This window comes from Streptomyces sp. NPDC047117 (assembly GCF_040643545.1).
Lineage (GTDB): Bacteria > Actinomycetota > Actinomycetes > Streptomycetales > Streptomycetaceae > Streptomyces.
The window spans coordinates 42,267-64,603 of sequence record NZ_JBEYUN010000031.1 but is presented as its reverse complement, the minus strand read 5'-3'; the positions used below and the strand labels follow the sequence as shown (position 1 = coordinate 64,603).

The following is a 22,337-nucleotide window of genomic DNA, read 5'->3' as shown; positions in this document are numbered from 1 at the left end:
GGTAGTGGACGATGTAGGAGCTGTCACCGAAGAGCCACTTGAAGAACTTGATGTTGGTCATCCGCGCGATCGCCCGGTGCACGGAGTGGCCCGTTCTCGGGGCCCCGCCGGCCGCCGCGGCATTGCTAGCGGCCGGACCAGCGGACGTCGATGTCCGCCGCCCGGACGTAGCCGACCCGGTGGCCGACCTGGATCTCGTAGTACACGTCCTTGCCGCGCACGACGGCGTGCTTGCTCGTGTCGAACGTGGGCGCGTAGAAGTACTCGCCGTGCGTCCGGCCGCCGATCGCGTACCGCTGGCCGGCCTTGAGGGAGTACGGCAGCGGCGAGACCGACTGGACCGGGACGTCCGCCGGGTACGCCTCCTTCTCCGGATACGCCCGGCCGTAGACCGGGATCTCCGTCCGGCCCTTCTTGGGCGTGGCGACCCAGCCCCTGGCGTTCACCGCGGTGGGCTCCGCTCCGGGGTTCTCGAACCACGCCTTCTGGCCGAGGTACCAGATCGCCGTCCAGTCGCCCTCGCGGTCCGCGACGGCGAACTGCTGGCCGGTGCTGGCGCGGGCGCCGGTGTCGTTCACCCCGATGGTGGAGTCGGCGCCCCCGGGGTGCAGCCCCTCGTCCTTCACCAGCGGGGCGTCCTCACTGGGCGCGGAGTGCAGCCGCACCGCGCCCGAGCCGTGCGGGGCGCACGGCTGGCCGGCCTTCTCGCAGCCGGTGTACGCCGGTTCGTTCATCTCGTAGACCGGGTCGATGGTGACGAGACCGCCGCGCGGGCCCGCGGTGGGCGTCAACGGCCGGCCCAGCAGGGCGAAGTAGTGGTCCCAGTCCCAGTAGGGGCCCGGGTCGGTGTGCATGCCCTTGATCGACGCGGTGGTGGTGCCCGGCACGTTGTCATGGCCGAGGATGCGCTGCCGGTTCAGCGGGATGTCGTACTTGTGCGCCAGGTACCGCACCAGCCTCGCGGACGTGCGGTACATCGCCTCCGTGTACCAGGCGTCCGGCGCGACCAGGAAGCCCTCGTGCTCCAGGCCGATGGAGCGGGAGTTGATGTACCAGTTGCCCGCGTGCCAGCCGACGTCCTTGGTCGGGACGTGCTGGGCGATCAGCCCGTCGGAGGACCGGAGGCTGTAGTGCCAGGACACGTAGGTCGGGTCCTGGACCAGCTTCAGCGTCGTCTCCCACGTCGCTTCCGTGTCGTGGATGACGATGTAGTCGACGCTCTGGTCCTCGGGGCGGTCCGCCAGGTCGTGGTTGCCGTAGTCGTCGTCGGGGAGCTTCTGGTACGGGGCGGGCACCGACTCGCACGCCACGCTCGACGGGCACTCGGTCCGGCCCCCGGACGCCTTGCGCAGGCCCAGGACGCGGGTCTGGGCGCGGTCGGGGGAGAGGCCGGGGGACTTGGCGAGGGTGACGCGCTGGCCCGCGTCGGTGGTCCGGGACGCGCCGCCGCGCAGCACGTCGTAGACCTGGTCGGCGAAGACCGTGGCGCTCCTGGCGTCGCTCGCGCCGGAGTAGCGGGCCACGGCGGCGTACCAGTCGGCGGGGTCCGCGCTCGGCTTCAGGCCGAGCCGGCGCTGCTGGTCGGAGAGGAGGGCCGCGCCGCCGCTGATGTTCGCCGCGGGGTTCTCCCGCAGCTCGCGCGCCGGCAGGCCGGTGAGCGCGGCGGCCTTCGGCAGGGTCTTCAGCCGGGCCGGCAGCTCGGACGCCGCGGGCAGCTTCGCCTCGGCGGTCTTCCGGGCGCGCGCGGAGTCGCCGCGGGCGTCCTCGGTGCCCTCGCTGTGGTGCGGCGCCTCCCTGGCGAGCGCGGTCCGTGCGTCGGTGAGGTGCATGGGGCCGTAGCCGCCGGCCACGCTGGGCGCGCCCCGGTGGCCGTCCCAGCGGGACTCCAGGTACGAGACGGCCAGCAGCACGCTCTGCGGCACGTCGTACCGGGCGGCGGCGTCGGCGAAGGCGCGCTGGAGCGAGCCGGTGTCCGAGCCTGCGGTGGCGGTGGGCGCGGCCGATACCAATGGCAGGAGGAGGGCGGTCGCCGCGACCGCGGTCGCCGCCCTCCTCGTCGTTCTGCGGGTGCGGAAGGCGTCGCGTCTGGCGACGCCGACGGGGGCGGATCCTCGCAATGCAGCCTCCTCGGGCCGGCCCGTACCGGGCGGTGTGGCGGATGGTGCGCCGCTGGGCGTGCGGGAACCCGACAAGAGGTATCGGTTCCCCGACGATCCGTCAATCACCCGGCAACCGGGTGATTCCGCAGGTGGGCGCGGGCCCGGAAGGCTTTCGCGCGCCGGGCCCGGGGCCTGGGGCGCGTCAGTGGTGTGGACCAATTTCGGGAAGCGTCGAGCCGGTGGACCTCGGGTTCCGCACCGTCGCGTGGTGCGTGTGGGTGATGCCCCGCAGACCACATCGATACGCCACCCGTGCGAAGCCGTACGCCACCCCTCTCCGCGGCGGCGTGGGCATACGACAGCGGCGCGCCCCAGCACAGGCGCGCCGCTTCGTCCCCCCGTCAGCGGATCAGCGGGTGCCGACCGCCGCCCGCACCGCACGCCGCGCCATCTGGGCGTCGTCGTGCAGCCGCCGCAGCAGCAGACGCTGTTCCTCGCCCGCGGCGGGCGCTCCCGGCTGTCCCGGGCCGGAGGCGCCGGACGGTACCTCTTCCCGCATGGTCCGCTGCACCGCGGTCTCGTAGCGCCGGATCTCCCGGGTCAGCACCAGCATCAGATTGACCAGGAAGGAGTCCCGGGCCGCGGGACCCGCGGCCTGCGCGAGCTGGCTGATCTGCCGGCGCGCGACCGGTGCGTCACCGAGCACCGACCACAGGGTCGCCAGGTCGTAACCCGGCAGGTACCAGCCGGCGTGCTCCCAGTCCAGCAGCACCGGGCCGGCCGGGGAGAGCAGGACGTTGTTCAGCAGCGCGTCACCGTGGCAGAACTGGCCCGTGGAGTGCGCCAGGCCGTGCATCAGCTTCTGCAGGTCCCCGAGGTCCCGGTCGGTCAGCAGACCGAGATCGTGGTACCGCCCGATGCGGTTCGCGTAGTCCAGCGGCGCGTCGAACATGCCGGCCGGCGGACGCCAGAGGTTGATCCGGCATACCGCGCCGAGCGCGGCCCGGATGTCCGCACGCGGCGGCGCTTCGGTGGGGTGGCGCTGCACGGCGGCCACCCGTCCGGGCATCCGCTCGACGACCAGGGTGCAGTTGTCAGGATCCGCGGCGACCAACCTCGGCACGCGCACCGGCGGGCGGTGGCGGACGAAGGCGCGATACGCCGCTATTTCGTGCCGGAAGCGCTCGACCCAGGCCGGCGAGTGGTCCAGTAAAACCTTCGCGACCGCGGTCGTACGACCGGTCGTACCGACGAGAAGGACGGACTTCCCACCCCGCCGCAGCACCTGGACCGGATTGAACTCCGGGCAGATGCGCTGCACCGAGGCGACCGCCGCGCGCAGCTGCGCGCCCTGAGGGCCGGACAAGTCGAGTCTCCCGCTGAGCGGTTGAGGTCCGGGCCCCTGCGCCCGCCTCAGACGGCCGCCCGCGGGCCCTGCGGCCATTCCCGAGGAGTGGGCGGGATCGAGATACGGACCGCTGCCCGCGGGCTGCGGTCGGTGCGGCCGGGGCGGGGCGGTCGCGGCGGACGATGCTGCGTACATGGGTGGATGAGGTCCCTTCGTGCGCCGACGAGTGGCGGTGCGCCACCGGCCCGGTGAGGGTTGCGACACCCTGGGGAATGCGTTTCCGCCACCGGGCCGGGGGCTGCATCTCTACAGAACACGCGACTACGGGTGGCAGACCATCTGGCGCACCCTGGCGAACCCTGGCGAATGCTCGCCCGGCACATGACGGCCGGTTACTGTCAACTCAGTCGAGGAACCTGGGGGCTTGACGTGAACAGGGAGCCGAACACCCGTCTCGCGGACCTTTTCCAGCTCGCCGGCTGGTCGAAGGGCGAGCTGGCGAGGTTGGTCAACCGGCAGGCGGCGGCCATGGGGCATCCGCAGCTGGCGACCGACACGTCCCGAGTACGGCGCTGGATCGACATGGGGGAGACCCCCCGCGATCCCGTGCCGAAAGTCCTGGCATCCCTGTTCACCGAGCGCCTCGGCCGTGTCGTAACCATCGAGGACCTCGGTTTTGCACGCTCCGGGCGCGCGGGGAAGCGGCAGGCCGCCGACGGCCTGCCGTGGCCGCCCGACCGTACAGCCGCGGTCCTCACGGAATTCACGGGAATGGACCTCATGCTCAACCGACGCGGCTTGGTGGGCGCGGGCGCGGCGCTCGCCGCGGGCTCCGCGCTCAGCAGCGCCATGCACGACTGGCTGCACGCCGACCCGGCACTGGCAGCCGACGCACCCAGTACCGACAACCCCCTTTCCGTCCGCACCCTCGACCAGGCCGGCATGGACCGCTACGAAGCGGCACCCGTGGGCTCCCAGGAGATCGACGCCCTGGAGCGCTCCGTGGAGGTCTTCCGCCGCTGGGACGCGGCCCGCGGCGGCGGGCTGCAGCGCAAGGCGGTGGTGGGCCAGCTCAACGAGGTGGGCGGCATGCTCTCCTACCGCCACCCCGAACACCTCCAGCGGCGGCTGTGGGGTGTGGCGGCCAACCTGGCCGTACTGGCCGGCTGGATGTCCCACGACGTGGGCCTGGAGCCCACCGCCCAGAAGTACTTCGTCATCGCCGCGCACGCGGCGCGCGAGGGCGGCGACCGGCCGCGCGCGGGGGAGGCGCTCTCCCGTGCGGCGCGGCAGATGGTCCACCTGGGCCGTCCCGACGACGCCCTGGACCTGATGAAGCTCGCCCAGTCCGGCTCCGGCGAGGAGACCCTGCCGCGCACGCGTGCGATGCTGCACACGATCGAGGCGTGGGCGCAGGCTTCGAAGGGCCAGGGGCAGGCGATGCGGCGCACTCTCGGGGAGGCCGAGGAGCTGTTCGTCTCGGACAAGCGGGACGTGCCGCCGCCCAGTTGGATGCAGAGCTTCGACGAGGCCGATATGCACGGCATGCAGGCCCTGGCGTACCGCACGCTGGCCGACCACGACCCCAAGGCGGCCAAGATCGCCCAGGGCCACGCCCAGCAGGCGCTCGCGCTGCGCCGGGACGGCTACCAGCGCTCGCAGATCTTCGACTACCTGTCGCTGGCCTCCGCCCTGTTCATCGCCAACGATCCCGAACAGGCGGACCGGTACGCCCGGCTGGCCCTGGTGTCGATCGGGGAGAACTCCTCGCACCGCACCTGGGACCGGCTGCGCGAGATGTACCGCCTCACGGGGCAGTACGCCGACTACCCCAAGGTGCAGGCGCTGCGCGAGGAGATCGAGCTGGCGCTGCCCAAGCAGAAGAAGCCGAAGGAACGCAACGGGCGGGCCTGAGCGGCCGCCTGCCGTTCCCCGGCCGCAGCAGCTGGGGAACGGGTCCGGAACAGCGTGAAAGACGCCCCCAAGACCTCGGGGCGCCTTCCACTGTGCCGTTCTGCCGTCAACTGCGTCGTGCTTCCGTCAGCAGCCCACCGTCGTGCGTGCCCGAGCAGCGGTGTACGTACTCAGGCGCCTGTCAGCGGCTGTCCACCGTCACCCGGCAGCGGTCAGTCGCAGATCCTGGCGATCAACACGCACCCGTCGTCCTCCCGTTCGGCGTTGCCGAACTCCTCGACGGCGATACGGACGCTGTCCTGCGCGCTCCGTGCCTCGGCGAACCGCGGGGCCAGGGCGAGCAGCCGGTCCGCGCTTTCGTGTGCGCTGTCCGTGCCGTGCGTACTGCGCCGGGGCGCCAGGCCGTCGGTGTACAGCACGAGCAGGTCGCCGGGGGCCAGCTGCTCGCTGCGCTGTGCGTACGCGGCGTGTGAGGTCGCGCCCAGCAGCACGCCCTCGGGCGGCTGCAGCTCCCGTCCTCGCCCGTCCCGGAAGAGCAGCGGGGCGGGGTGGCCGGCCTGCGCCCAGTCCAGCCTGCGGGTGGCCGGGTCGAAGCGGCAGCACACCGCGCTGCCCAGGACGGGCTGCGCCGAGGCGTCCAGGAGCTGGTTGAGGTAGCCCATCAGGGGGCCCGGCTCCTGGCCCGACACGGCCATGCCGCGCAGCGCGCCGAGGAGCATCGCCATGCCGGAGGTGGCGGTGACGCCGTGTCCCGTGAGGTCGCCGGCGCTGAGCAGCGTCCGCCCGTCGGGGAGCTGCAGCGCGTCGTACCAGTCGCCGCCGACGAGGGCGCTGGACCCGGAGGGGAGGTAATGGGCGGCCAGGTCGAGGGCGGCCGGGCCGCCTTGCGGGAACCGCAGGGAGCCGCGCCACGGCGGCAGCACGGCTTCCTGCAGCTCGACCGCAAGCCGGTGCTCGGTCTGCGCGATGTGCCGTTGGCGCTGCAGCGAGTCACGGGTCTCGCGCACCGCCCTCTGGCTGCGGCGCAGCTCGCTGACGTCCCGCAGCACGGCCCACATGCAGGCAGTGCTGCCGTCGGCGTCGAGCACCGGCTCGCCCACCATGTGCACCGTGCGCACGCTCGTGTCGGAGCGCACGATGCGGAATTCGCCGTCGATCGGTTTGCCGTCCACCAGACAGTCCGTGACCATCGCGGTCACCTGGGGCTGGTCGTCGGAGAAGATCAGGGAGGGCAGCTCGTCCAGCGTGAGCGGCCCGTCGGCCGGGTCCCGGCCGAAGATCCCGAACAGCTCCTCGGACCAGCTGACCCGGTCGGTGAGCAGATTCCACTCCGCGCTGCCCACCCGGCTCAGCAGCGAGCCGCGGGCCCGGGCCTCGGGGTCCGGGTCGGGCGGGGCCGCCGGCTGCGGCAGGGCGTCGTCGGTCTCGTCGGCGGGCCCGGCCGGCAGGCCCTCTCTCAGCTGGTCCAGATGTCCGCCGAGGTCCTCGAGGTGGTGGACGGCGAGGTCGCACAGCGCCCGCTGCCACCGGAGCCGGGCGTCCTCGTCCGGCAGCCCGCCCGCCGCTGTCTCACGGCGTACGGCGTCCAGACCGCCACGGAGCCGGCGGGCCTGCGAAATGAGTGCGTCGACCGCGCCGCGCTCGGGCGGCTGCGCGTGATGATGGTCCGCGAAGAGATGGGACGGCATGACGTACTCCGATATCAGGCGGCGCTCGGCCATGTCTCCGGCCTTGTCGGCCATGTCTGACGGAAGGGCCGGTAACGACTGTTGCACAGGCTGCGACCGCGCGTAAGGGATTTGGCATGACCCGATACGGTGGTGCACATGGCATATGCCTCCGGCTGCGCCTCCGCAACCCTCCCGGGCGCTGCGGAATCCGTCACTCCGGGCTAGGCTTCGGCCGCCGTACGGCAGTCGTTCCGCCGATCCACTCCGGTGAACGACGCATACGGCCCGCGGACACCGGCAAGAATGCCGGTCAGCGGAAATCCCGTTGCCAGCCAGTCCCCCGCACCGGATGCTGACCTCATGTTCGATCCAGACATAGCGCCCAGTGGCACCCTGCTCGGCCTCCTCCAGCGAGGCCGCGGCGACGGGACCCTGCATGCCTTGGCGGCGCCCCGGGCCGAGGCCCTGGCCGCCCTCGACGACAGCGTGCTGCGCGACCCCCGGCGCGACTGGCAGCTGGAGAACCGCTCGCTGTACTACGCACGCCTCTACATGCAGCTCGACGGCGGACTCGAAGAGATCGAACGGCACCTCTTCCACCCCGACGACCGCACCGACACCCGTGAGGAGCGCACCGGCCTCGCGCTCTCCGTGCTCGGCCACCTCGCCTCCTACGGGCGCGACGCCGCGCTGCTCCTCTTGCGCAGCTACGCCGCGGTCGGTGCCAACTGGCGCTGGGCCCTGGACGAGCTCGCTCTGCGTGACGACGACGAGGGCCTGCTCTCCCTTGCGCCCGCCGTACTGGCGCGCTTCCCGGAGACCCCCGAGGGCGAGGCCGAGCTGGCCGCCGCCGTACGGGACGCCTTCGAGCCCCGCCCGTGGCGGCTGTGGGCCGAGGAGGACCGGTACGGCGCCCGGGTGCGGGCCGCGGGCGAGCAGGGCTGCTTCGACCGCTGGCAGCGCCAGCTCGCGCCGAGCGGTCCGCGCCCCGGCTGGAGCGTCCGTGAGGTCCTCCAGTGGGCCGAGGACGGCCGGGCCGCCCGGCCCGCCGAGTGGCGGACCGGCGCCGCCGCCCGCTGCCTCGCCGCGGTGGCCGGTCCCGAGGACCGCCCCGAGCTGCTCGCCGCCGCCCGCAGCGGCCCGGACGCGGCCCGCGCCGCCGCCCTGCGCCACCTCGCCGAGCGCGGCGACCCCGAAGCGCTCGACCTGATCGAGGCCGCCGTCTCCGACCCGCTCGGGTGCGTGGAGCTCACGGAAGCAGCGACCAGCGCCTTTGTCCGCATGCGCGCCGTGGCAGCCGTCGAACGCGCCAGGGTCTGGGCCCGCCGTCCGGACCGGCTGGGCGCCGTGGCCGCGGGGCTGCTCGCCCGGCGCGGCGGCGTCCAGGACGCCGGTACGGTGCTCGCGGCGCTGCGCAGGACGGTGCAGGCCGAGGGTCCGGACGCGGACGGCCTGTGGGAGCTGGCCGACGGCGTCGGACGGCTCGGCGTGGAGTGCGCCGCCCCCGTACTGCGCCACATCTACCGCGAGACCTCCTCCTCCCATCTGCGCGGCCGGGCGGCCGCCGCGCTCGCGGCCACCGATCCCGGCTTCGCCGCCGGGTTCGCCGTCGAGTGCCTCTGGGACTGCGAGGAGACCACCCGGGAGCTCGCCGCACGGACCGCCGCCACCGGCGACGCCCGTGTCGTGGAACAGCTCCGCCGGCTCGCCGCCGACCCGGCCGAGGAGACCGAGGTCCAGACCGCCGTACGCGGACGCATCGGCCCGGACGCCGCCGAGGTCTGACCTGCGGGCCCGCCGGGTCGGACAAGCCCCTTCGTGCGCCGCGTCGCCTGTGCGTCATGCCGCGGTCCGTCTCGTGTGCGGCGCTGCTGCCCCCTGTGTGCGATGTCGTTGCCGGCCTTCGTGCGCCGCGGACCGCGGCCCCGTCGTATGCGTATGGCGCGTGGCCGTACGTCCTACGACGGGCTGCGGATCGTGGCCCCGTACGGTGCGACCGACTCGCCGCACACGGGGCCGTCGACGCGCGTACGGGACGGGACGTAGCGGACCCGCACAGAGAACAGCCGTACGGGAACTCCCGCCGCCGTCGTGCTGTGCCGTCGTGCTGAGCGCGGCACGCCCCCGGGCGCCGAGAGATGAGCGCGCCTCGCCGTCTCGCGGCCCTCCTGCCACTCAAATCCCTCTTGTCACTCAAGCACCTCTTATCACTCGGGCGACCAACGCTCATGGGACGTTCCCCCGTTGGAAAGATCCCCTTGGCCCCGTCCACGCCCGGCCCGCCGACAACACCGGTATGCGTGTCGTCATCGTCACCGAATCCTTCCCGCCCGACGTCAACGGCGTCGCGCACTGCACCCTGGAGACCGCCCGGCATCTGGTGCGGCGGGGCCACGAGCCGCTGGTCGTGGCCCCCGCGGCGGCGCAGGACCCGGCGGCGGGCCGGACCCCGCCGTGCCCGGTCGTGCGGGTGCCCTCGCTGCCGCTGCCCGGCTACCCGCAGGTCCGGGTCGCGCTGCCGGGCCGCAAGCTGGCCGCCGCGCTCGGCGCGCACCGGCCCGACCTCGTCCACCTCGCGAGCCCCTTCGTGCTCGGCGTGCGCGGCATGGCGGCCGCCGCCCGCCTCGGGGTGCCCGCCGTCGCCGTCTACCAGACCGACCTGGGCCGCTACGCGCGTACGTACCTGGGCACGGGCAGCGCGGCGGCCTGGCGGCGGCTGCGCGCGGTGCACAGCGCCGCGGACCGCACCCTGGCTCCGTCCACGGCCGCGGCCCGGGAACTGACCGAGCACGGCGTCCCACGGGTGCTCCTGTGGCCGCGCGGGGTGGACTCCGTGCGGTTCCACCCGGCCCGGCGCGACGAGGTGCTGCGCAGCTCGCTGGCCGCAGGGCGGGAGGTGCTGGTGGGGTACATCGGGCGGCTCGCCCCGGAGAAGGAGGTCGGTCTGCTGCGGGAGGCGGAGCGGCTGCCGGGCGTACGGACCATCGTGATCGGTGACGGGCCGAGCGCACCGGCGCTGCGCGGGGCGCTGCCCGGGACGCGCTTTCTGGGCCGCCGCACCGGGGACGAACTGGCCCGGCTCTTCGCCAGCCTGGACGTCTTCGTGCACACCGGCCCGTACGAGACCTTCGGCCAGACCGTGCAGGAGGCCATGGCGAGCGGGGTGCCGGTGGTGGCTCCGGCGGCGGGCGGCCCGCTGGACCTCGTGCAGCACGGGCGCACCGGGCTGCTCGTCGCACCGGGGGACGCCGCCGCGCTGCGGGACGCGGTGCAGGTGCTTGCCGACAACCCGCGGCTGCGCGCCGCATACGGGGCGGCGGGACGCGCGGCCGTCACGGACCGCACATGGGAGGCGGTCGGTGACCGGCTGCTGGCGCACTACGAGGACGTACTGGGACAACGGGAGGCGGTGCCGGCATGAGGCGCGACGGTACGGAGTACGACCGCACGGGGTACGACGGCAGGGGGTACGACCGCACGGAGCACCTGCGGAGGCAGTCCGAGGCGGACGCCGCCGGGCACCGGGATCCGCGCCCCGAGGGGCTGCGCATCGTGCGGCTCGCGAACTTCGTCACCCCGGCGTCCGGCGGGCTGCGCACGGCCCTGCGGGAGCTGGGCGAGGGGTACCGGACGGCCGGTCACGACCCGGTGCTCGTCGTGCCGGGACCGGTCGCGAGCGACGAACGCACCCCGCAGGGGAGGGTGATCACCCTCCCCGGCCCGGTGCTGCCCGGCACCGGCGGGTACCGGGTCCTCGCCGGACGCGCGCACCTGGAGCGGCTGCTGCGCACCCTCGCCCCGGACCGCCTGGAGGTCTCCGACCGTACGACCCTGCGCTGGACCGGGGAGTGGGCCCGGCGCGCCCGGGTGCCCGCGGTGATGGTCTCGCACGAGAGCGTGGACGGGGTGCTGCACACGTGGGGCGTGCCCCGGTACGCCGCGCGGTCGGTCGCGGACCGGCTCAACCTCCGTACCGCGCACGCCTACACGCGCGTCGTCTGCACGACCGAGTGGGCGGCGGCCGAGTTCACCAGGACGGGCGCGCGCAACGTGGTCACCGCCCCGCTCGGCGTCGACCTGGCCCGCGCCCACCCCGGCTGCCGCAGCGAGGAACTGCGCCGGCGGACCGGCGGCGGCGCGTCCGCCGTGCTCCTGCTGTGCTCCCGGCTGTCGGTGGAGAAGCGCCCGGGAAGGGCCCTGGACGCCCTCTCCCGGCTGCGCGCCGGCGGGGTGGACGCCGCGCTGGCCGTGGCCGGTGACGGCCCGCTGCGCGCCCGCCTGGAGTCCCGTGCCCGGGCCGAGCGGCTGCCGGTGGCGTTCCTCGGCCACGTCAGCGACGCCTGCGCGCTCGCCGCCCTCCAGGCCAGCGCCGACGTCCTCCTCGCACCGGGGCCCGCGGAAACGTTCGGGCTCGCCGCGCTGGAGGCGCTGGCCTGCGGTACCCCGGTCGTCGCCAACGCCGGCTCCGCGCTCGCCGGCCTGATCGGCCCCGCGGGCGACACCGCCCTCGACGACGGCGACAGCATCGCCGCCGCCGTCCGCCGCGTCCTGGCCCGCCCCGAAGAACCCCGCCGCGCCGCGGCCCGCCACCGCGCCGAACACTTCGGCTGGCACGCCGCGATCAACGCCTTCCTCACCGCCCACGACGCGGCCCCCCTCACCCCGTCCCGCCCACCGGCTCTCAGGGGAGCGGCCTGACGCCCACTCGGCGGCCTCTCCGGGGCCCTCGCCGCTCCTCCGGAGCCCTCCCGCACGCCCGGCGGTCGCCTCTCATGGGCAACGCGCCGTCCCCTTCGGAGCGCTCCCTTGACCTGGTTCCGTTGTCACAATGGGTGCATGACGGGACGCTGGCAGTTCTGGATCGACCGGGGCGGGACCTTCACGGACGTGGTGGCGCGGCGGCCCGACGGGGGGCTGGTCACGCGGAAGCTGCTCTCGCACCATCCCGAGCGGTACGACGACGCGGCCGTCGCGGGGATCCGGGAGGTGCTGGGGCTCGCGCCCGGGGAGGCGGTGCCCGCGGAGCAGGTGGCCGTCGTGAAGATGGGCACCACCGTGGCCACCAACGCCCTTCTGGAACGCAAGGGCGAGCCCACCGTGCTCGTCACCACGCGCGGCTTCAGGGACGCGCTCCGCATCGCCTACCAGAACCGGCCCCGGCTGTTCGACCGGCACATCGTGCTGCCCGAAGCACTGTACGACCGGGTGATCGAGGTGCCGGAGCGCGTGGACGCGCACGGGGAGACGGTCACGCCCCTCGATGCCGGCGCGGCCCGGGAGGCGCTGACCGCCGCCTACGAAGCGGGCCTTCGCAGCGCCGCCGTCGTACTGCTCCACGGGTACCGTCACCCGGCGCACGAGAAGGAGCTCGCCGGGCTGGCCACGGAGGCGGGATTCACCCAGGTCAGCTGCTCGCACGAGGTGAGCCCGCTGATGAAGCTCGTGCCGCGCGGCGACACCACCGTGGTGGACGCCTACCTGTCGCCCATCCTGCGGCGCTACGTGGAGGAGGTCGCCGCTCAACTCCCCGGCATCCGGCTGATGTTCATGCAGTCCAACGGAGGGCTGCGGAAGGCCGAGCACTTCAGGGGGAAGGACGCGGTGCTCTCCGGGCCGGCGGGCGGCGTCGTGGGCATGGTCCGCTCCGCCGCCGAGGCCGGGCACGACAAGGTCATTGGATTCGACATGGGCGGCACCTCCACCGATGTGTCGCACTACGCGGGCGAGTTCGAGCGGGTACTGGGCAGCGAGGTCGCGGGCGTACGGATGCGCGCGCCCATGATGAACATCCACACGGTCGCGGCCGGCGGCGGCTCCGTCCTGCACTTCGACGGGCGCCGCTACCGGGTGGGGCCCGACTCGGCGGGCGCCGTCCCGGGGCCCGCCTGCTACCGCCGCGGCGGCCCCCTCACGGTCACCGACGCGAACGTCATGCTCGGCCGCATCCAGCCCGCGCACTTCCCTGCGGTGTTCGGCCCGCACGGCGACCAGCCGCTGGACGCAGACGAGGTGCGCGAGCGCTTCGAAGGGCTCGCGCGGGAGGCCGAGAAGGCGGTGGGCGACCGGCGCGGCCCGGAGGAGGTCGCCGCGGGCTTCCTGGACATCGCCGTGCTCAACATGGCCAACGCGGTCAAGAAGATCTCCGTGCAGCGCGGCCACGACGTGACCCGGTACGCGCTCACCAGCTTCGGCGGCGCGGGCGGCCAGCACGCCTGCGCGGTCGCCGACGCGCTCGGCATCGGCACGGTCGTCGTGCCCCCGCTGGCGGGCGTGCTCTCCGCGTACGGCATCGGGGTCGCCGACGCCACGGCGATGCGGGAACAGGCCATCGAGACCGAGCTGACGGCCGACGCCATGGAGGGGATCCGCGCGACCTGCGACGGGCTCGCCGAGCGGACCCGCGACGAACTCCTCGCCGACGGCGTGCCCGAGGAGAGCATCACCACCCGGGCCCACGTCGTCCTCCGGTACGCGGGCACCGACGCCGGCATCCCCGTGCCGCTCGCCGGGGCGGACGACATGGCCGCCGAGTTCGCCCGCGTCCACCGCACCCGGTACGCGTTCACCATGGACAAGCCGCTGATCGCCGAGGCGGCCTCCGTGGAGGCCGTGGGCGCGGCCGGCGGCACCGCGCGCCACCGCAGCCTCGCGACGGACCGGGAGGGACCGCTGAGGCCGCTGGACACCGTCCGGATGTTCGTCGGCGGGCAGTGGCGGGAGACCCGCCTGTACCGGCGTACGGAGCTGCGTCCCGGGGACACCGTGACCGGCCCCGCGATCGTCGTGGAGGACGACGCGACCACCGTGGTCGACCCGGGGTGGCAGGCGGCCGCGGCAGACCACGGCCACCTGCTGCTCTCCCGGGTCGAGGCGCGCCCCGAGCGCACGGCCGTCGGTACCGCCGCCGATCCGGTCATGCTGGAGGTCTTCAACAGCCTCTTCATGGCCATCGCCGAGCAGATGGGGGTGCGCCTCGAACACACGGCGCACTCCGTCAACATCAAGGAGCGGCTCGACTTCTCCTGCGCGCTGTTCGACGCCGACGGCAACCTGATCGCCAACGCTCCCCACATCCCGGTCCACCTCGGGTCGATGGGGGAGTCCATCAAGGAGGTGCTGCGGCGGCGCGAGGACGACATGCGCCCCGGCGACGTGTACGCGATCAACGACCCGTACCACGGCGGCACGCACCTCCCCGACGTCACGGTCGTCACCCCCGTCTTCGACGAGCGGGGTGAACAGCTGCTCTTCCTGGTGGCCTCCCGCGGCCACCACGCCGAGATCGGCGGCATCACGCCCGGCTCCATGCCGGCCTTCAGCCGCACGGTCGAGGAGGAGGGCGTGCTCTTCGACAACTGGCTCCTCGTGCGCGACGGGACGCTGCGCGAGGAGGAGACGCGGCAGCTGCTCACCGAAGGGCCGTACCCCTCGCGCTCCCCGGACGCCAACATCGCCGACCTGCGGGCCCAGATCGCCGCGAACGAGAAGGGCATCCGGGAGCTGCACAGGATGATCGGGCAGTTCGGCCTCGATGTAGTGCGTGCCTACATGGGCCACGTGCAGGACAACGCCGAGGAATCGGTGCGCCGCATCATCGCAGGACTGGCCGACGGCTCCTTCCGGTACGAGACCGACAGCGGAGCGGAGATCCGGGTCGCGCTGACCGTGGACCACGAAGAGCGCGGCGCGGTGCTCGACTTCGCCGGTACCTCGCCCCAGCAGCCCGGCAACGCCAACGCGCCCAGTTCGGTGGTGATGGCCGCGGTGCTGTACGTCTTCCGCACCCTGGTCGCCGACGACATCCCGCTCAACAGCGGCTGCCTGAAGCCCCTCCGGGTGCGCATCCCGGAGGGCTCGATGCTCGCGCCGGTCTTCCCGGCCGCCACCGTCGCGGGGAACGTGGAGACCTCCCAGGCGGTCACCGGTGCGCTCTACGGGGCGCTCGGCGTCCAGGCCGAGGGCGCCGGCACGATGAACAACGTCACCTTCGGGAACGACCGCGTGCAGTACTACGAGACGGTCGCCAGCGGCTCGGGCGCGGGCGACGGCTTCCATGGTGCCGATGCCGTGCAGACCCACATGACCAACTCCCGTCTCACCGACCCCGAAGTGCTGGAGTGGCGCTATCCGGTACGCGTCGAGGACTTCTCCGTCCGGGACGGGAGCGGCGGCCACGGGCGGTGGCACGGCGGCTGTGGCGTCACCCGCCGCCTCCGCTTCCTGGAGCCGATGACGGTGGCCCTGCTGACCGGGCACCGCAAGGTGCCGCCGTACGGCATGGCGGGCGGCGCGCCGGGTGCCCCGGGCGAGAACCTCGTGGAGCGTGCGGACGGCCGCACGGAGCGGCTGGCGGGCTGTGACGTGGCCGAGATGGACACCGGAGACGTGCTGGTGGTCCGTACGCCGGGCGGCGGTGGGTACGGGGAGCCGTCCGCGTAGCGGCCAGTGGCCCGCAGTCCGCCGCCCCGCAGTCCGTGGCCGCGCAGTCCTTGGCAAGGCGGTAAAGATTTCTGAGGTGCTGTGCAAGAACTCTTGTCCTCGGGGCCAGAGTTCTTTAGGTTCCCCGCCATGGCACATGGGCCCGAAGGGCAGCAGGACGACGGTGCCGGGGACGTCCCTGTGGGCGAGCGGCTGCGCGCACTGCGCCGTGCGCGGCGGCGGACACTGCGGGCGGTCGCCGACGCGGCCGGCATCAGCGAGGGGTACCTCAGCCAGGTCGAACGCGGCATGGCGAACCCGAGCATCGCCACGCTCCAGCAGATCGCCGGCGCGCTCGGCCTGAAGATGGGCGATCTGTTCGCCGCCGACTACACGACCGGCCCGCGGGTCCTGAAGGCGGCAGCGGCGCCGAGCCTCACCTTCGGGGTGCTGGGGCGCAAGTTCCGGCTCACTCCGGGGCCGCAGCATCACCTGGAGGCGTTCCTCGGCGAGTTCGCCCCCGGCGGGTCGACCGGGGACCAGCCCTACACCCACGGCGACTCCGAGGAGTTCCTCCACGTACTGGAGGGCGAGGTCGAACTGCACCTCGGGGGCGAGATGTTCGCCCTCGGGGCCGGCGACAGCATCCGGCACAGCAGCGCGGTCCCGCACAAGCTCGTGGAGACCGGCGGCGACGGCGCCAGGGTCCTGTGGGTGATCAGCCCGCCCAGCTACTGAGCGACGGAGGCGACGATGACGTGGAACGGCAACATCTCCTTCTGGTACCGCCAGACCGGCGTCCCCGGCCGGCGCGATCCCCTGGACGGACCGGTCGACGCCGACGTGTGCGTCGTCGGCGCCGGCTTCACCGGGCTGTGGACCGCGTACTACCTCAAGAAGGCCGACCCGGGCCTCGACATCGTCGTACTGGAGCGGGAGTTCGCCGGCTTCGGTGCTTCGGGGCGCAACGCCGGCTGGCTCAGTGCGAAGATCGCCGGCTCGCCCGCGACGTACGCGAAGGAGCGGGGCCGGCAGTCCGTTCTGGAGCTGCAACGGGCCATGAACGCCACGGTGGACGAGGTCATCGCGGTGGCCGAGGCCGAGGGCATCGACGCCGACGTGGTCAAGAGCGGCTACCTGAGCGTGGCCCACCGGCCCGCCCAGTTGCCGCGACTGCGCGCCGCGCACGAGAAGTCGCGGTACTGGGGCAACGAGGACGAGGTGCTGCTCTCGGGACGCGAGGTGCGCGACCGGGTCGATGTGGCCGGCGCGCTGGGCGGCGTGCACAACCCGCACTGCGCACGGGTTCACCCGGCCAAGCTGGTCCAGGGACTCACCCGGGCGGTCGCGGCCCTCGGAGTGCGCATCCACGAGTCCACGCCCGCCATCCGCATCGCCCCGGGGCGCGTGGAGACGCCCTTCGGGACGGTACGGGCCCGAAGCGTCCTGCGGGCCACCGAGGGCTTCACCACGGACCTGCACGGAGAGCGCCGCACCTGGCTGCCGATGAACTCCTCCATGGTCGTCACGGAGCCGCTGTCCGCCGCCTGGAAGGCCATCGGCTGGGACGGCCACGAACTGCTCAGCGACCTCACGCACGCCTACACGTATGCGCAGCGCACCGCCGACGGCCGGATCGCGATCGGCGGGCGGGGTGTCCCGTACCGCTTCGGGTCCCGCGTGGACCAGGACGGGCGCACCAGCCCGAAGACGGTACGGGCGCTGCGCGACACCCTGAACCGGCTGCTGCCCGCGACCGTCGGGGCGCGGATCGAGCACGCCTGGTCCGGAGTGCTCGCCGTACCGCGCGACTGGTGCGCTTCCGTCTCCTTCGACCGGGCCACGGGACTGGGCTGGGCGGGCGGCTACGTGGGCCACGGCGTCGCGGCCACCAACCTGGCCGGCCGTACGCTGCGCGACCTCGTACTGGAGCGGGACACCGAGCTGACGCGCCTGCCGTGGACCGGCCACCGGACCCGGGCGTGGGAGCCGGAGCCGGCCCGCTGGCTCGGCGTGCACGGCATGTACGCCGCCTACCGGGCGGCGGACCGCAGCGAGGCGGCGCGCCGCACCAGCACGGCGCCGATCGCGAAGCTCGCAGACCGCATCTCGGGGCGCTGACCTGGACGCCACCACGAAGGCCGCGGGCAGCGCCACGGCACACGAAGGCGGCGACAGCCGGACCGCACGCCGTGCGGGACTCGCCTCGTTCATCGGCACCACCATCGAGTGGTACGACTTCTACATCTACAGCACCGCGTCCGCGCTGGTACTGGGCAAGCTGTTCTTCCCCGTCTCCTCCTCGGGCACCGGCATGCTGGCCTCCTTCGGCACCCGGCTGGCTGGGCTTCCTCGCGCGCCCCATCGGGGGCGTCGTCTTCGGGCACCTCGGGGACCGCATCGGCCGCAAGAAGACGCTCGTGACCACGCTCCTGATGATGGGCGTCGCCACGACCCTCATAGGGCTGCTGCCCACCTACAGCAGCGTCGGGCTGCTGGCCCCCGTACTGCTCATCGTGCTGCGCATGCTGCAGGGCATGGCGGTGGGCGGAAGGGGGTCCCCCCCCTGGCCCTTTAGGCCTTGGGGGCGGGGTGGCGCGGTGCTCATCGCCTCCGAACACGCGCCTCGCGGCCGGGGAATGACCTTCGGGGCCTTCGCGCAGCAGGGCTCGCCCGCCGGGTCGATCCTGGCCACGCTGAGTTTCGCGCTGCTCTCGCAGCTGCCGGACGCGTCGTTCGACGCCTGGGGCTGGCGGCTGCCGTTCGTCTTCTCGGCCCTGCTGGTGATCGTCGGGCTGGTGATCCGGCTGCGGGTGGAGGAGTCGCCGGAGTTCACGCGGCTGCGTACGGAGCGGGCGGTGGCCCGGGTGCCGCTCGGCGAGGTCCTGCGGCACCATCCCGGCACCCTGGTGCTGGGCGTGCTGGCCAGCTCCATCGGTATCGCCGCGACCTACTTCATCACCACGTTCGTGCTCTCCTGGGCCACGAGCGACCTCTCCTTCGACCGCTCCACGATGCTGAACGTGCTGCTCTGCTACAGCGTCGTGCAGTTCCTCGTGCAGCCACTGGGCGTGGTCCTGGCGGAGCGGTTCGGCGCGGCCCGCACGGTCGGCACGCTGCTGACGCTCAACTTCCTGCTGGTACCGGTCATGTACGCCCTCGTGGCCACGGAGGACGCGGTCGCCGCCGGGTTCGGCATCTCCCTGCTGGGCGTCACCGGCGCGATGAACTACGCGATCCTGGCGGGGCTGCTCGCCCAGGCGTTCCCCGCCCGCGTCCGCTATACCGGCATCTCGCTGTCGTACCAGCTGTGCTCGGCGCTGATCGGCGGCACGGCCCCGCTGGTCGGCGAGTGGCTGTTCACCGCCGGCGGCGGCTCCATCGTGCCCGTCGCGGTCTACCAGATGGCGCTGGTGGCCGTGTCGCTGGTCTGCTCCCTGGCGGTCCTGGCCCGCAGCGCCCGGACCGCGGACCAACTCGATTAGCCGCGCGCCCGGGGGCCGGGGTGGGCGCGTACGAAGCGCACCGGGGTACCCGGCGCGGCCTGGGCGGCGGCCGGCAGCGCGGCCTCCTGGACGACGCCGACGACCGGGTAGCCGCCGGTCGTCGGGTGGTCGGCGAGGAAGAGCACCGGGAGGCCGTTCGGGGGCACCTGGACGGCGCCCAGCGCCATGCCCTCGCTGGGGAGCTCGCCGTCCCGGGCCCGCTCCAGCGACGGGCCCTCCGTCCGCAGGCCGATGCGGTTGCTCGCGGACGACACCCGCCAGACACCCGTCAGCAGGGTCCGCAGCCCGGCCGCCGTGAACCAGTCGTCGCGCGGCCCGAGGCGCACCGGCAGCACCAGCTCACGCACCGGACCGGCGTGCGGCACCGCGTCGGCGGCGGTGCCCGGCGCGCCCGGTGCGCCGAGCGGCAGTACGGCGCCGTCGGCGAGCGGGTCGGGGCCGAGCCCCGAGAGGAGGTCGGTGGCGCGGCTGCCCAGTACCGGTTCGGCGTCGACACCGCCCGCGAAGGCCACGTAGCTGCGCAGCCCGTGGGTGGCGGTGCCCACCTCCAGTACGGCGTCGGCCGGCACGTGCACGGGGGCGCCCCAGGCGGCGGGGCGGCCGTCGACGGTCACCGGGCAGGGGGCTCCGGTGACGGCCACCGTGACCGCGCACCGCATCCGTACCGCGCAGCCGGTGACGGTGGTCTCCAGGGTCGCCGCTTCGGGGGCGTTGCCGACGAGGCGGTTGGCCAGGCGGTGTGCGGCCGCGTCCAGCGCGCCGGAGCGCGGGACGCCCACGTGGGCATGGCCGGCGCGCCCGAGGTCCTGGACGGTGGTCAGTGCCCCCGCGCGTACGACGGCGAATGCGCGGTCGGTCACTGGGCCGCCTCCGGGTGCGGGTCGAACGGTTGGGGGACGAAGCGTACGAGGGTGCCCGGAGTGAACAGGGCCGCGGGCTCCCGGGAGGAGTCCCACAGGACGGCGTCCGTAGTGCCCAGCAACTGCCAGCCCCCGGGGGAGGAGCGCGGGTACACCCCCGTGTACGGACCTGCGAGGGCCACGGAGCCGACCGGGAGGCGGGTCCTCGGGGTGGCGCGGCGCGGCACGTGGTAGCGCTCGGGCAGGCCGGTGAGGTACCCGAAGCCGGGCGCGAACCCGCAGAAGGCGACGCGGAATTCGGTGCCGGAATGGATCCGTACGACCTCGTCGGGGGTGACGCCCCACAGCTCGGCGACGTCGGCGAGGTCCGGACCGTCGTAGCGGACGGGGACCTCGAGGGTCCGCGCACCGGACCGGGCGGCCGGCGGGATCTCCCAGCCGGCCAGCTCTGCCGCGAACCGTTCCGGTGCGTCGAGCCCGTCGATCAGCACGGTACGGGCCGCCGGCACGATCTCGCGGGTGGCGGGGAGCCGCCCGGCCGCGGCGCGGCGCAGCAGCTCGGCGTGGAGCGCCTCGACGGCCTCGCCGCTGTCCAGCTCGACGAGCAGGCCGTGGTCGCCCACGGGCAGGGTGCGCATCGGCAGGACGCGGTCCGCGGTGGAGGCGGACGGGGGTGCGGTCATGCGAACGCCGCCACACGGACGCCGGCGGCCGTCAGCTCGTCGCGTACCCGCCGGGCGAGCGCCGCGGCGCCCGGAGTGTCACCGTGCAGGCACAGCGACTGCACGTCGACCTCCACGCGCTCGCCGTCGATGGCGGTGACGGCGTGGTCGCGGGCGAGGCCGAGGGAGCGCTTGACGACGGCGTCCGGGTCGTGGACGACCGCGCCGGGCTCACGGCGTGGGACCAGGGTGCCGGCGGCGGTGTAGGCGCGGTCGGCGAACGCCTCGGTGACGGTGGGCAGTCCGGCGGCGTGCGCCGCCGCGTGCAACTGTGAGCCGGGGAGCCCGAGGACGGGCAGCGGGCCGGCCGCGCGCCGGATGCCCGCCACGATCGCGGCGGCCTGATCGGCGTCGTGCACGGCACGGTTGTACAGCGCGCCGTGCGGCTTCACGTACGTGACCTGCGAGCCCGCGGCGCGCGCGAAGACCTCCAGGGCACCGATCTGGTAGGCGATCTCGTCGGCGAGTTCGTCCGCGGGCACGTCCATGGCGCGGCGGCCGAAGCCCGCGAGGTCGCGGTAGGAGACCTGGGCACCGATGCGGACGCCGCGCTCGGCGGCGGTCTCGCATACCCTGCGCATCGTCGAGGGGTCGCCCGCGTGGAAGCCGCACGCGACGTTGGCGCTGGTGACGACGGAGAGGAGACTGTCGTCGTCGGTGAGGTGCCACCGTCCGAACCCTTCACCGAGGTCGGCGTTGAGGTCGATCACCGGGTCCGTCATGTGCGTCCGTTCCAACAGGCCGGCGGCGCCGGTCGGGGGCAGGGCAAGGCAGAGCCGGCCGGCCCGTTTCCGTAGCGGCTGTCCTCCATGGGCGCTCGGGCCGACCGGTTACCGCATCAAGCTAGAGGATTGTTGAACGATAGGACAAGAGGGTTGTTGTCTTGTTCGTCGATCTGGGATTGACTGCGTGCCCTCGTGGGCGGCCGGACGGCCGCCGTAGGCGGTCGGGTGACCGGGGGACGAAAGTGAGGCGCGACGTGGCGAAGGGCATCGACAGGGGGCTCGTGGAGCCGGCCGGACTGGCGGTGGACCGGGCGCTGCTGGGGCGGACGAGCACTGCCGAACGGGTCGCCGACATACTGCGCGACCGTATTGCGGAGGGGTTCTTCCCGCCCGGGGTGCGGCTGTCGGAGGACTCCATCGGAGGGGCGCTGGGGGTCTCGCGCAACACCCTCCGGGAGTCGTTCCGGCTGCTCACGCACGAACGGCTGCTGGTGCACGAGCTGAACCGCGGCGTCTTCGTGCGGGTGGTCGCGGTGGAGGACCTGCTCGACATCTACCGGGTGCGCGCCATGATCGAATGCGCCGTGATCCGGGGCCTGGGCGAGCCGCCGTACGAGCTGGACCAGGTCGAGGCGGCCGTGCTGGCGGGGGAACGGGCGGCCCTGGAGCGGTCCTGGCAGGACCTGTCGACCGCCAATATCCGATTCCACCAGGCGCTGGTCGCGCTGGCCGGCAGCCCGCGCATGGACGAGCTGATGCGTGGCGTCCTCGCCGAGCTGCGGCTGGTGTTCCACGTGATGGACGACCCGCGCCGCTTCCACGAGCCGTACCTCACGCGGAACCGGCAGATCCTCGAAGCGCTGCAGGGCGGCGACACGGCGCAGGCCGAGCGCCTGCTCGCGTCCTACCTGGAGGACTCCCGGGCGCAGCTGGCGAGCGCGTACGCGCAGCAGGTGTCCGGAGAAGTTTCCACGCGGTAACAGAACGTTCAACCTATTGTCGGATCGTAGAACGATCCTCTACCGTCCTGGCACATCCCCACGACGTCCGTGGGGTTCTGCGTGCGAAAGGCGGT

General features: G+C 73.6%; 15 protein-coding genes. 9 read left to right on the top strand and 6 right to left on the bottom strand.

From position 1 onward, the window contains the following. Positions 1-125: 125 nt before the first annotated feature. Both ABZ840_RS35935 and ABZ840_RS35930 read right to left on the bottom strand, forming a co-directional pair. Complete coding sequence (locus ABZ840_RS35935; protein WP_361567704.1) at positions 126-2,015, bottom strand: N-acetylmuramoyl-L-alanine amidase; 1,890 nt, start codon at positions 2,013-2,015, stop codon at positions 126-128. A gap of 493 nt (positions 2,016-2,508) precedes the next feature. Further along, on the bottom strand, positions 2,509-3,642 hold the full coding sequence (locus ABZ840_RS35930; protein ID WP_361567700.1) for an aminoglycoside phosphotransferase family protein: 1,134 nt from the start codon (positions 3,640-3,642) through the stop codon (positions 2,509-2,511). A gap of 234 nt (positions 3,643-3,876) precedes the next feature. Between ABZ840_RS35930 and ABZ840_RS35925 the strand changes: the two genes are divergently transcribed. Beyond that, a complete protein-coding gene (locus tag ABZ840_RS35925; protein WP_361567698.1) occupies positions 3,877-5,361 on the top strand; it encodes a hypothetical protein in 1,485 nt (494 codons plus the stop codon). A 212-nt stretch (positions 5,362-5,573) separates the two neighbouring features. Here ABZ840_RS35925 and ABZ840_RS35920 read toward each other — a convergent pair whose 3' ends face one another. Next, entirely contained in the window at positions 5,574-7,049 is a 1,476-nt protein-coding gene (locus ABZ840_RS35920) for a SpoIIE family protein phosphatase (protein WP_361567702.1), read from the bottom strand. Positions 7,050-7,391: 342 nt separating this feature from the next. Here ABZ840_RS35920 and ABZ840_RS35915 point away from each other — a divergent pair, with 342 nt between their 5' ends. The 7 genes from ABZ840_RS35915 to ABZ840_RS35885 all read left to right on the top strand — a co-directional run bounded on the left by ABZ840_RS35915 (position 7,392) and on the right by ABZ840_RS35885 (position 18,934). Further along, entirely contained in the window at positions 7,392-8,816 is a 1,425-nt protein-coding gene (locus tag ABZ840_RS35915) for a HEAT repeat domain-containing protein (protein ID WP_361567695.1), read from the top strand. A gap of 511 nt (positions 8,817-9,327) precedes the next feature. Then, on the top strand, positions 9,328-10,452 hold the full coding sequence (locus ABZ840_RS35910) for a glycosyltransferase family 1 protein (protein WP_361567692.1): 1,125 nt from the start codon (positions 9,328-9,330) through the stop codon (positions 10,450-10,452). Continuing rightward, complete coding sequence (locus ABZ840_RS35905) at positions 10,449-11,729, top strand: glycosyltransferase (RefSeq protein WP_361567689.1); 1,281 nt, start codon at positions 10,449-10,451, stop codon at positions 11,727-11,729. The genes ABZ840_RS35910 and ABZ840_RS35905 overlap by 4 nt, the downstream gene beginning before the upstream one ends. A gap of 138 nt (positions 11,730-11,867) precedes the next feature. Continuing rightward, complete coding sequence (locus ABZ840_RS35900; protein ID WP_361567687.1) at positions 11,868-15,470, top strand: hydantoinase B/oxoprolinase family protein; 3,603 nt, start codon at positions 11,868-11,870, stop codon at positions 15,468-15,470. Positions 15,471-15,599: 129 nt separating this feature from the next. Beyond that, positions 15,600-16,187, top strand: coding sequence for an XRE family transcriptional regulator (locus ABZ840_RS35895; protein WP_361567684.1), 588 nt, complete (start codon positions 15,600-15,602; stop codon positions 16,185-16,187). A gap of 15 nt (positions 16,188-16,202) precedes the next feature. Further along, positions 16,203-17,570, top strand: coding sequence for an FAD-dependent oxidoreductase (locus tag ABZ840_RS35890; RefSeq protein WP_361567682.1), 1,368 nt, complete (start codon positions 16,203-16,205; stop codon positions 17,568-17,570). A gap of 71 nt (positions 17,571-17,641) precedes the next feature. After that, a complete protein-coding gene (locus ABZ840_RS35885; RefSeq protein WP_361567679.1) occupies positions 17,642-18,934 on the top strand; it encodes an MFS transporter in 1,293 nt (430 codons plus the stop codon). On the opposite strand, the gene ABZ840_RS35880 is transcribed toward ABZ840_RS35885, so the two are convergent. From ABZ840_RS35880 to ABZ840_RS35870, 3 genes are read right to left on the bottom strand one after another with little or no spacing between them, the layout of a single operon-like run. Then, positions 18,931-19,815, bottom strand: coding sequence for a biotin-dependent carboxyltransferase family protein (locus ABZ840_RS35880; protein ID WP_361567676.1), 885 nt, complete (start codon positions 19,813-19,815; stop codon positions 18,931-18,933). The two genes, ABZ840_RS35885 and ABZ840_RS35880, sit on opposite strands and share 4 nt — an antisense overlap. Continuing rightward, positions 19,812-20,498, bottom strand: a complete 687-nt coding sequence (gene pxpB / locus ABZ840_RS35875) for a 5-oxoprolinase subunit PxpB (RefSeq protein ID WP_361567673.1) — start codon at positions 20,496-20,498, stop codon at positions 19,812-19,814. The genes ABZ840_RS35880 and pxpB overlap by 4 nt, the downstream gene beginning before the upstream one ends. Continuing rightward, positions 20,495-21,259 (bottom strand): 5-oxoprolinase subunit PxpA, encoded by a 765-nt coding sequence (locus ABZ840_RS35870; RefSeq protein WP_361567671.1) that lies wholly within the window; start codon positions 21,257-21,259, stop codon positions 20,495-20,497. The genes pxpB and ABZ840_RS35870 overlap by 4 nt, the downstream gene beginning before the upstream one ends. A gap of 257 nt (positions 21,260-21,516) precedes the next feature. Here ABZ840_RS35870 and ABZ840_RS35865 point away from each other — a divergent pair, with 257 nt between their 5' ends. Further along, positions 21,517-22,242, top strand: coding sequence for a GntR family transcriptional regulator (locus tag ABZ840_RS35865; RefSeq protein WP_361567669.1), 726 nt, complete (start codon positions 21,517-21,519; stop codon positions 22,240-22,242). The last annotated feature ends 95 nt before the right edge of the window (positions 22,243-22,337 follow it).

Coding starts and splice junctions, on each gene's coding strand:
- ABZ840_RS35930 (WP_361567700.1), bottom strand. CDS start 3,642: ATGTACGCAGCATCGTCCGCCGCGACCGCCCCGCCCCGGCCGCACCGA.
- ABZ840_RS35920 (WP_361567702.1), bottom strand. CDS start 7,049: ATGCCGTCCCATCTCTTCGCGGACCATCATCACGCGCAGCCGCCCGAG.
- ABZ840_RS35915 (WP_361567695.1), top strand. CDS start 7,392: ATGTTCGATCCAGACATAGCGCCCAGTGGCACCCTGCTCGGCCTCCTC.
- ABZ840_RS35910 (WP_361567692.1), top strand. CDS start 9,328: ATGCGTGTCGTCATCGTCACCGAATCCTTCCCGCCCGACGTCAACGGC.
- ABZ840_RS35905 (WP_361567689.1), top strand. CDS start 10,449: ATGAGGCGCGACGGTACGGAGTACGACCGCACGGGGTACGACGGCAGG.
- ABZ840_RS35900 (WP_361567687.1), top strand. CDS start 11,868: ATGACGGGACGCTGGCAGTTCTGGATCGACCGGGGCGGGACCTTCACG.
- ABZ840_RS35895 (WP_361567684.1), top strand. CDS start 15,600: ATGGCACATGGGCCCGAAGGGCAGCAGGACGACGGTGCCGGGGACGTC.
- ABZ840_RS35890 (WP_361567682.1), top strand. CDS start 16,203: ATGACGTGGAACGGCAACATCTCCTTCTGGTACCGCCAGACCGGCGTC.
- pxpB (WP_361567673.1), bottom strand. CDS start 20,498: ATGACCGCACCCCCGTCCGCCTCCACCGCGGACCGCGTCCTGCCGATG.
- ABZ840_RS35870 (WP_361567671.1), bottom strand. CDS start 21,259: ATGACGGACCCGGTGATCGACCTCAACGCCGACCTCGGTGAAGGGTTC.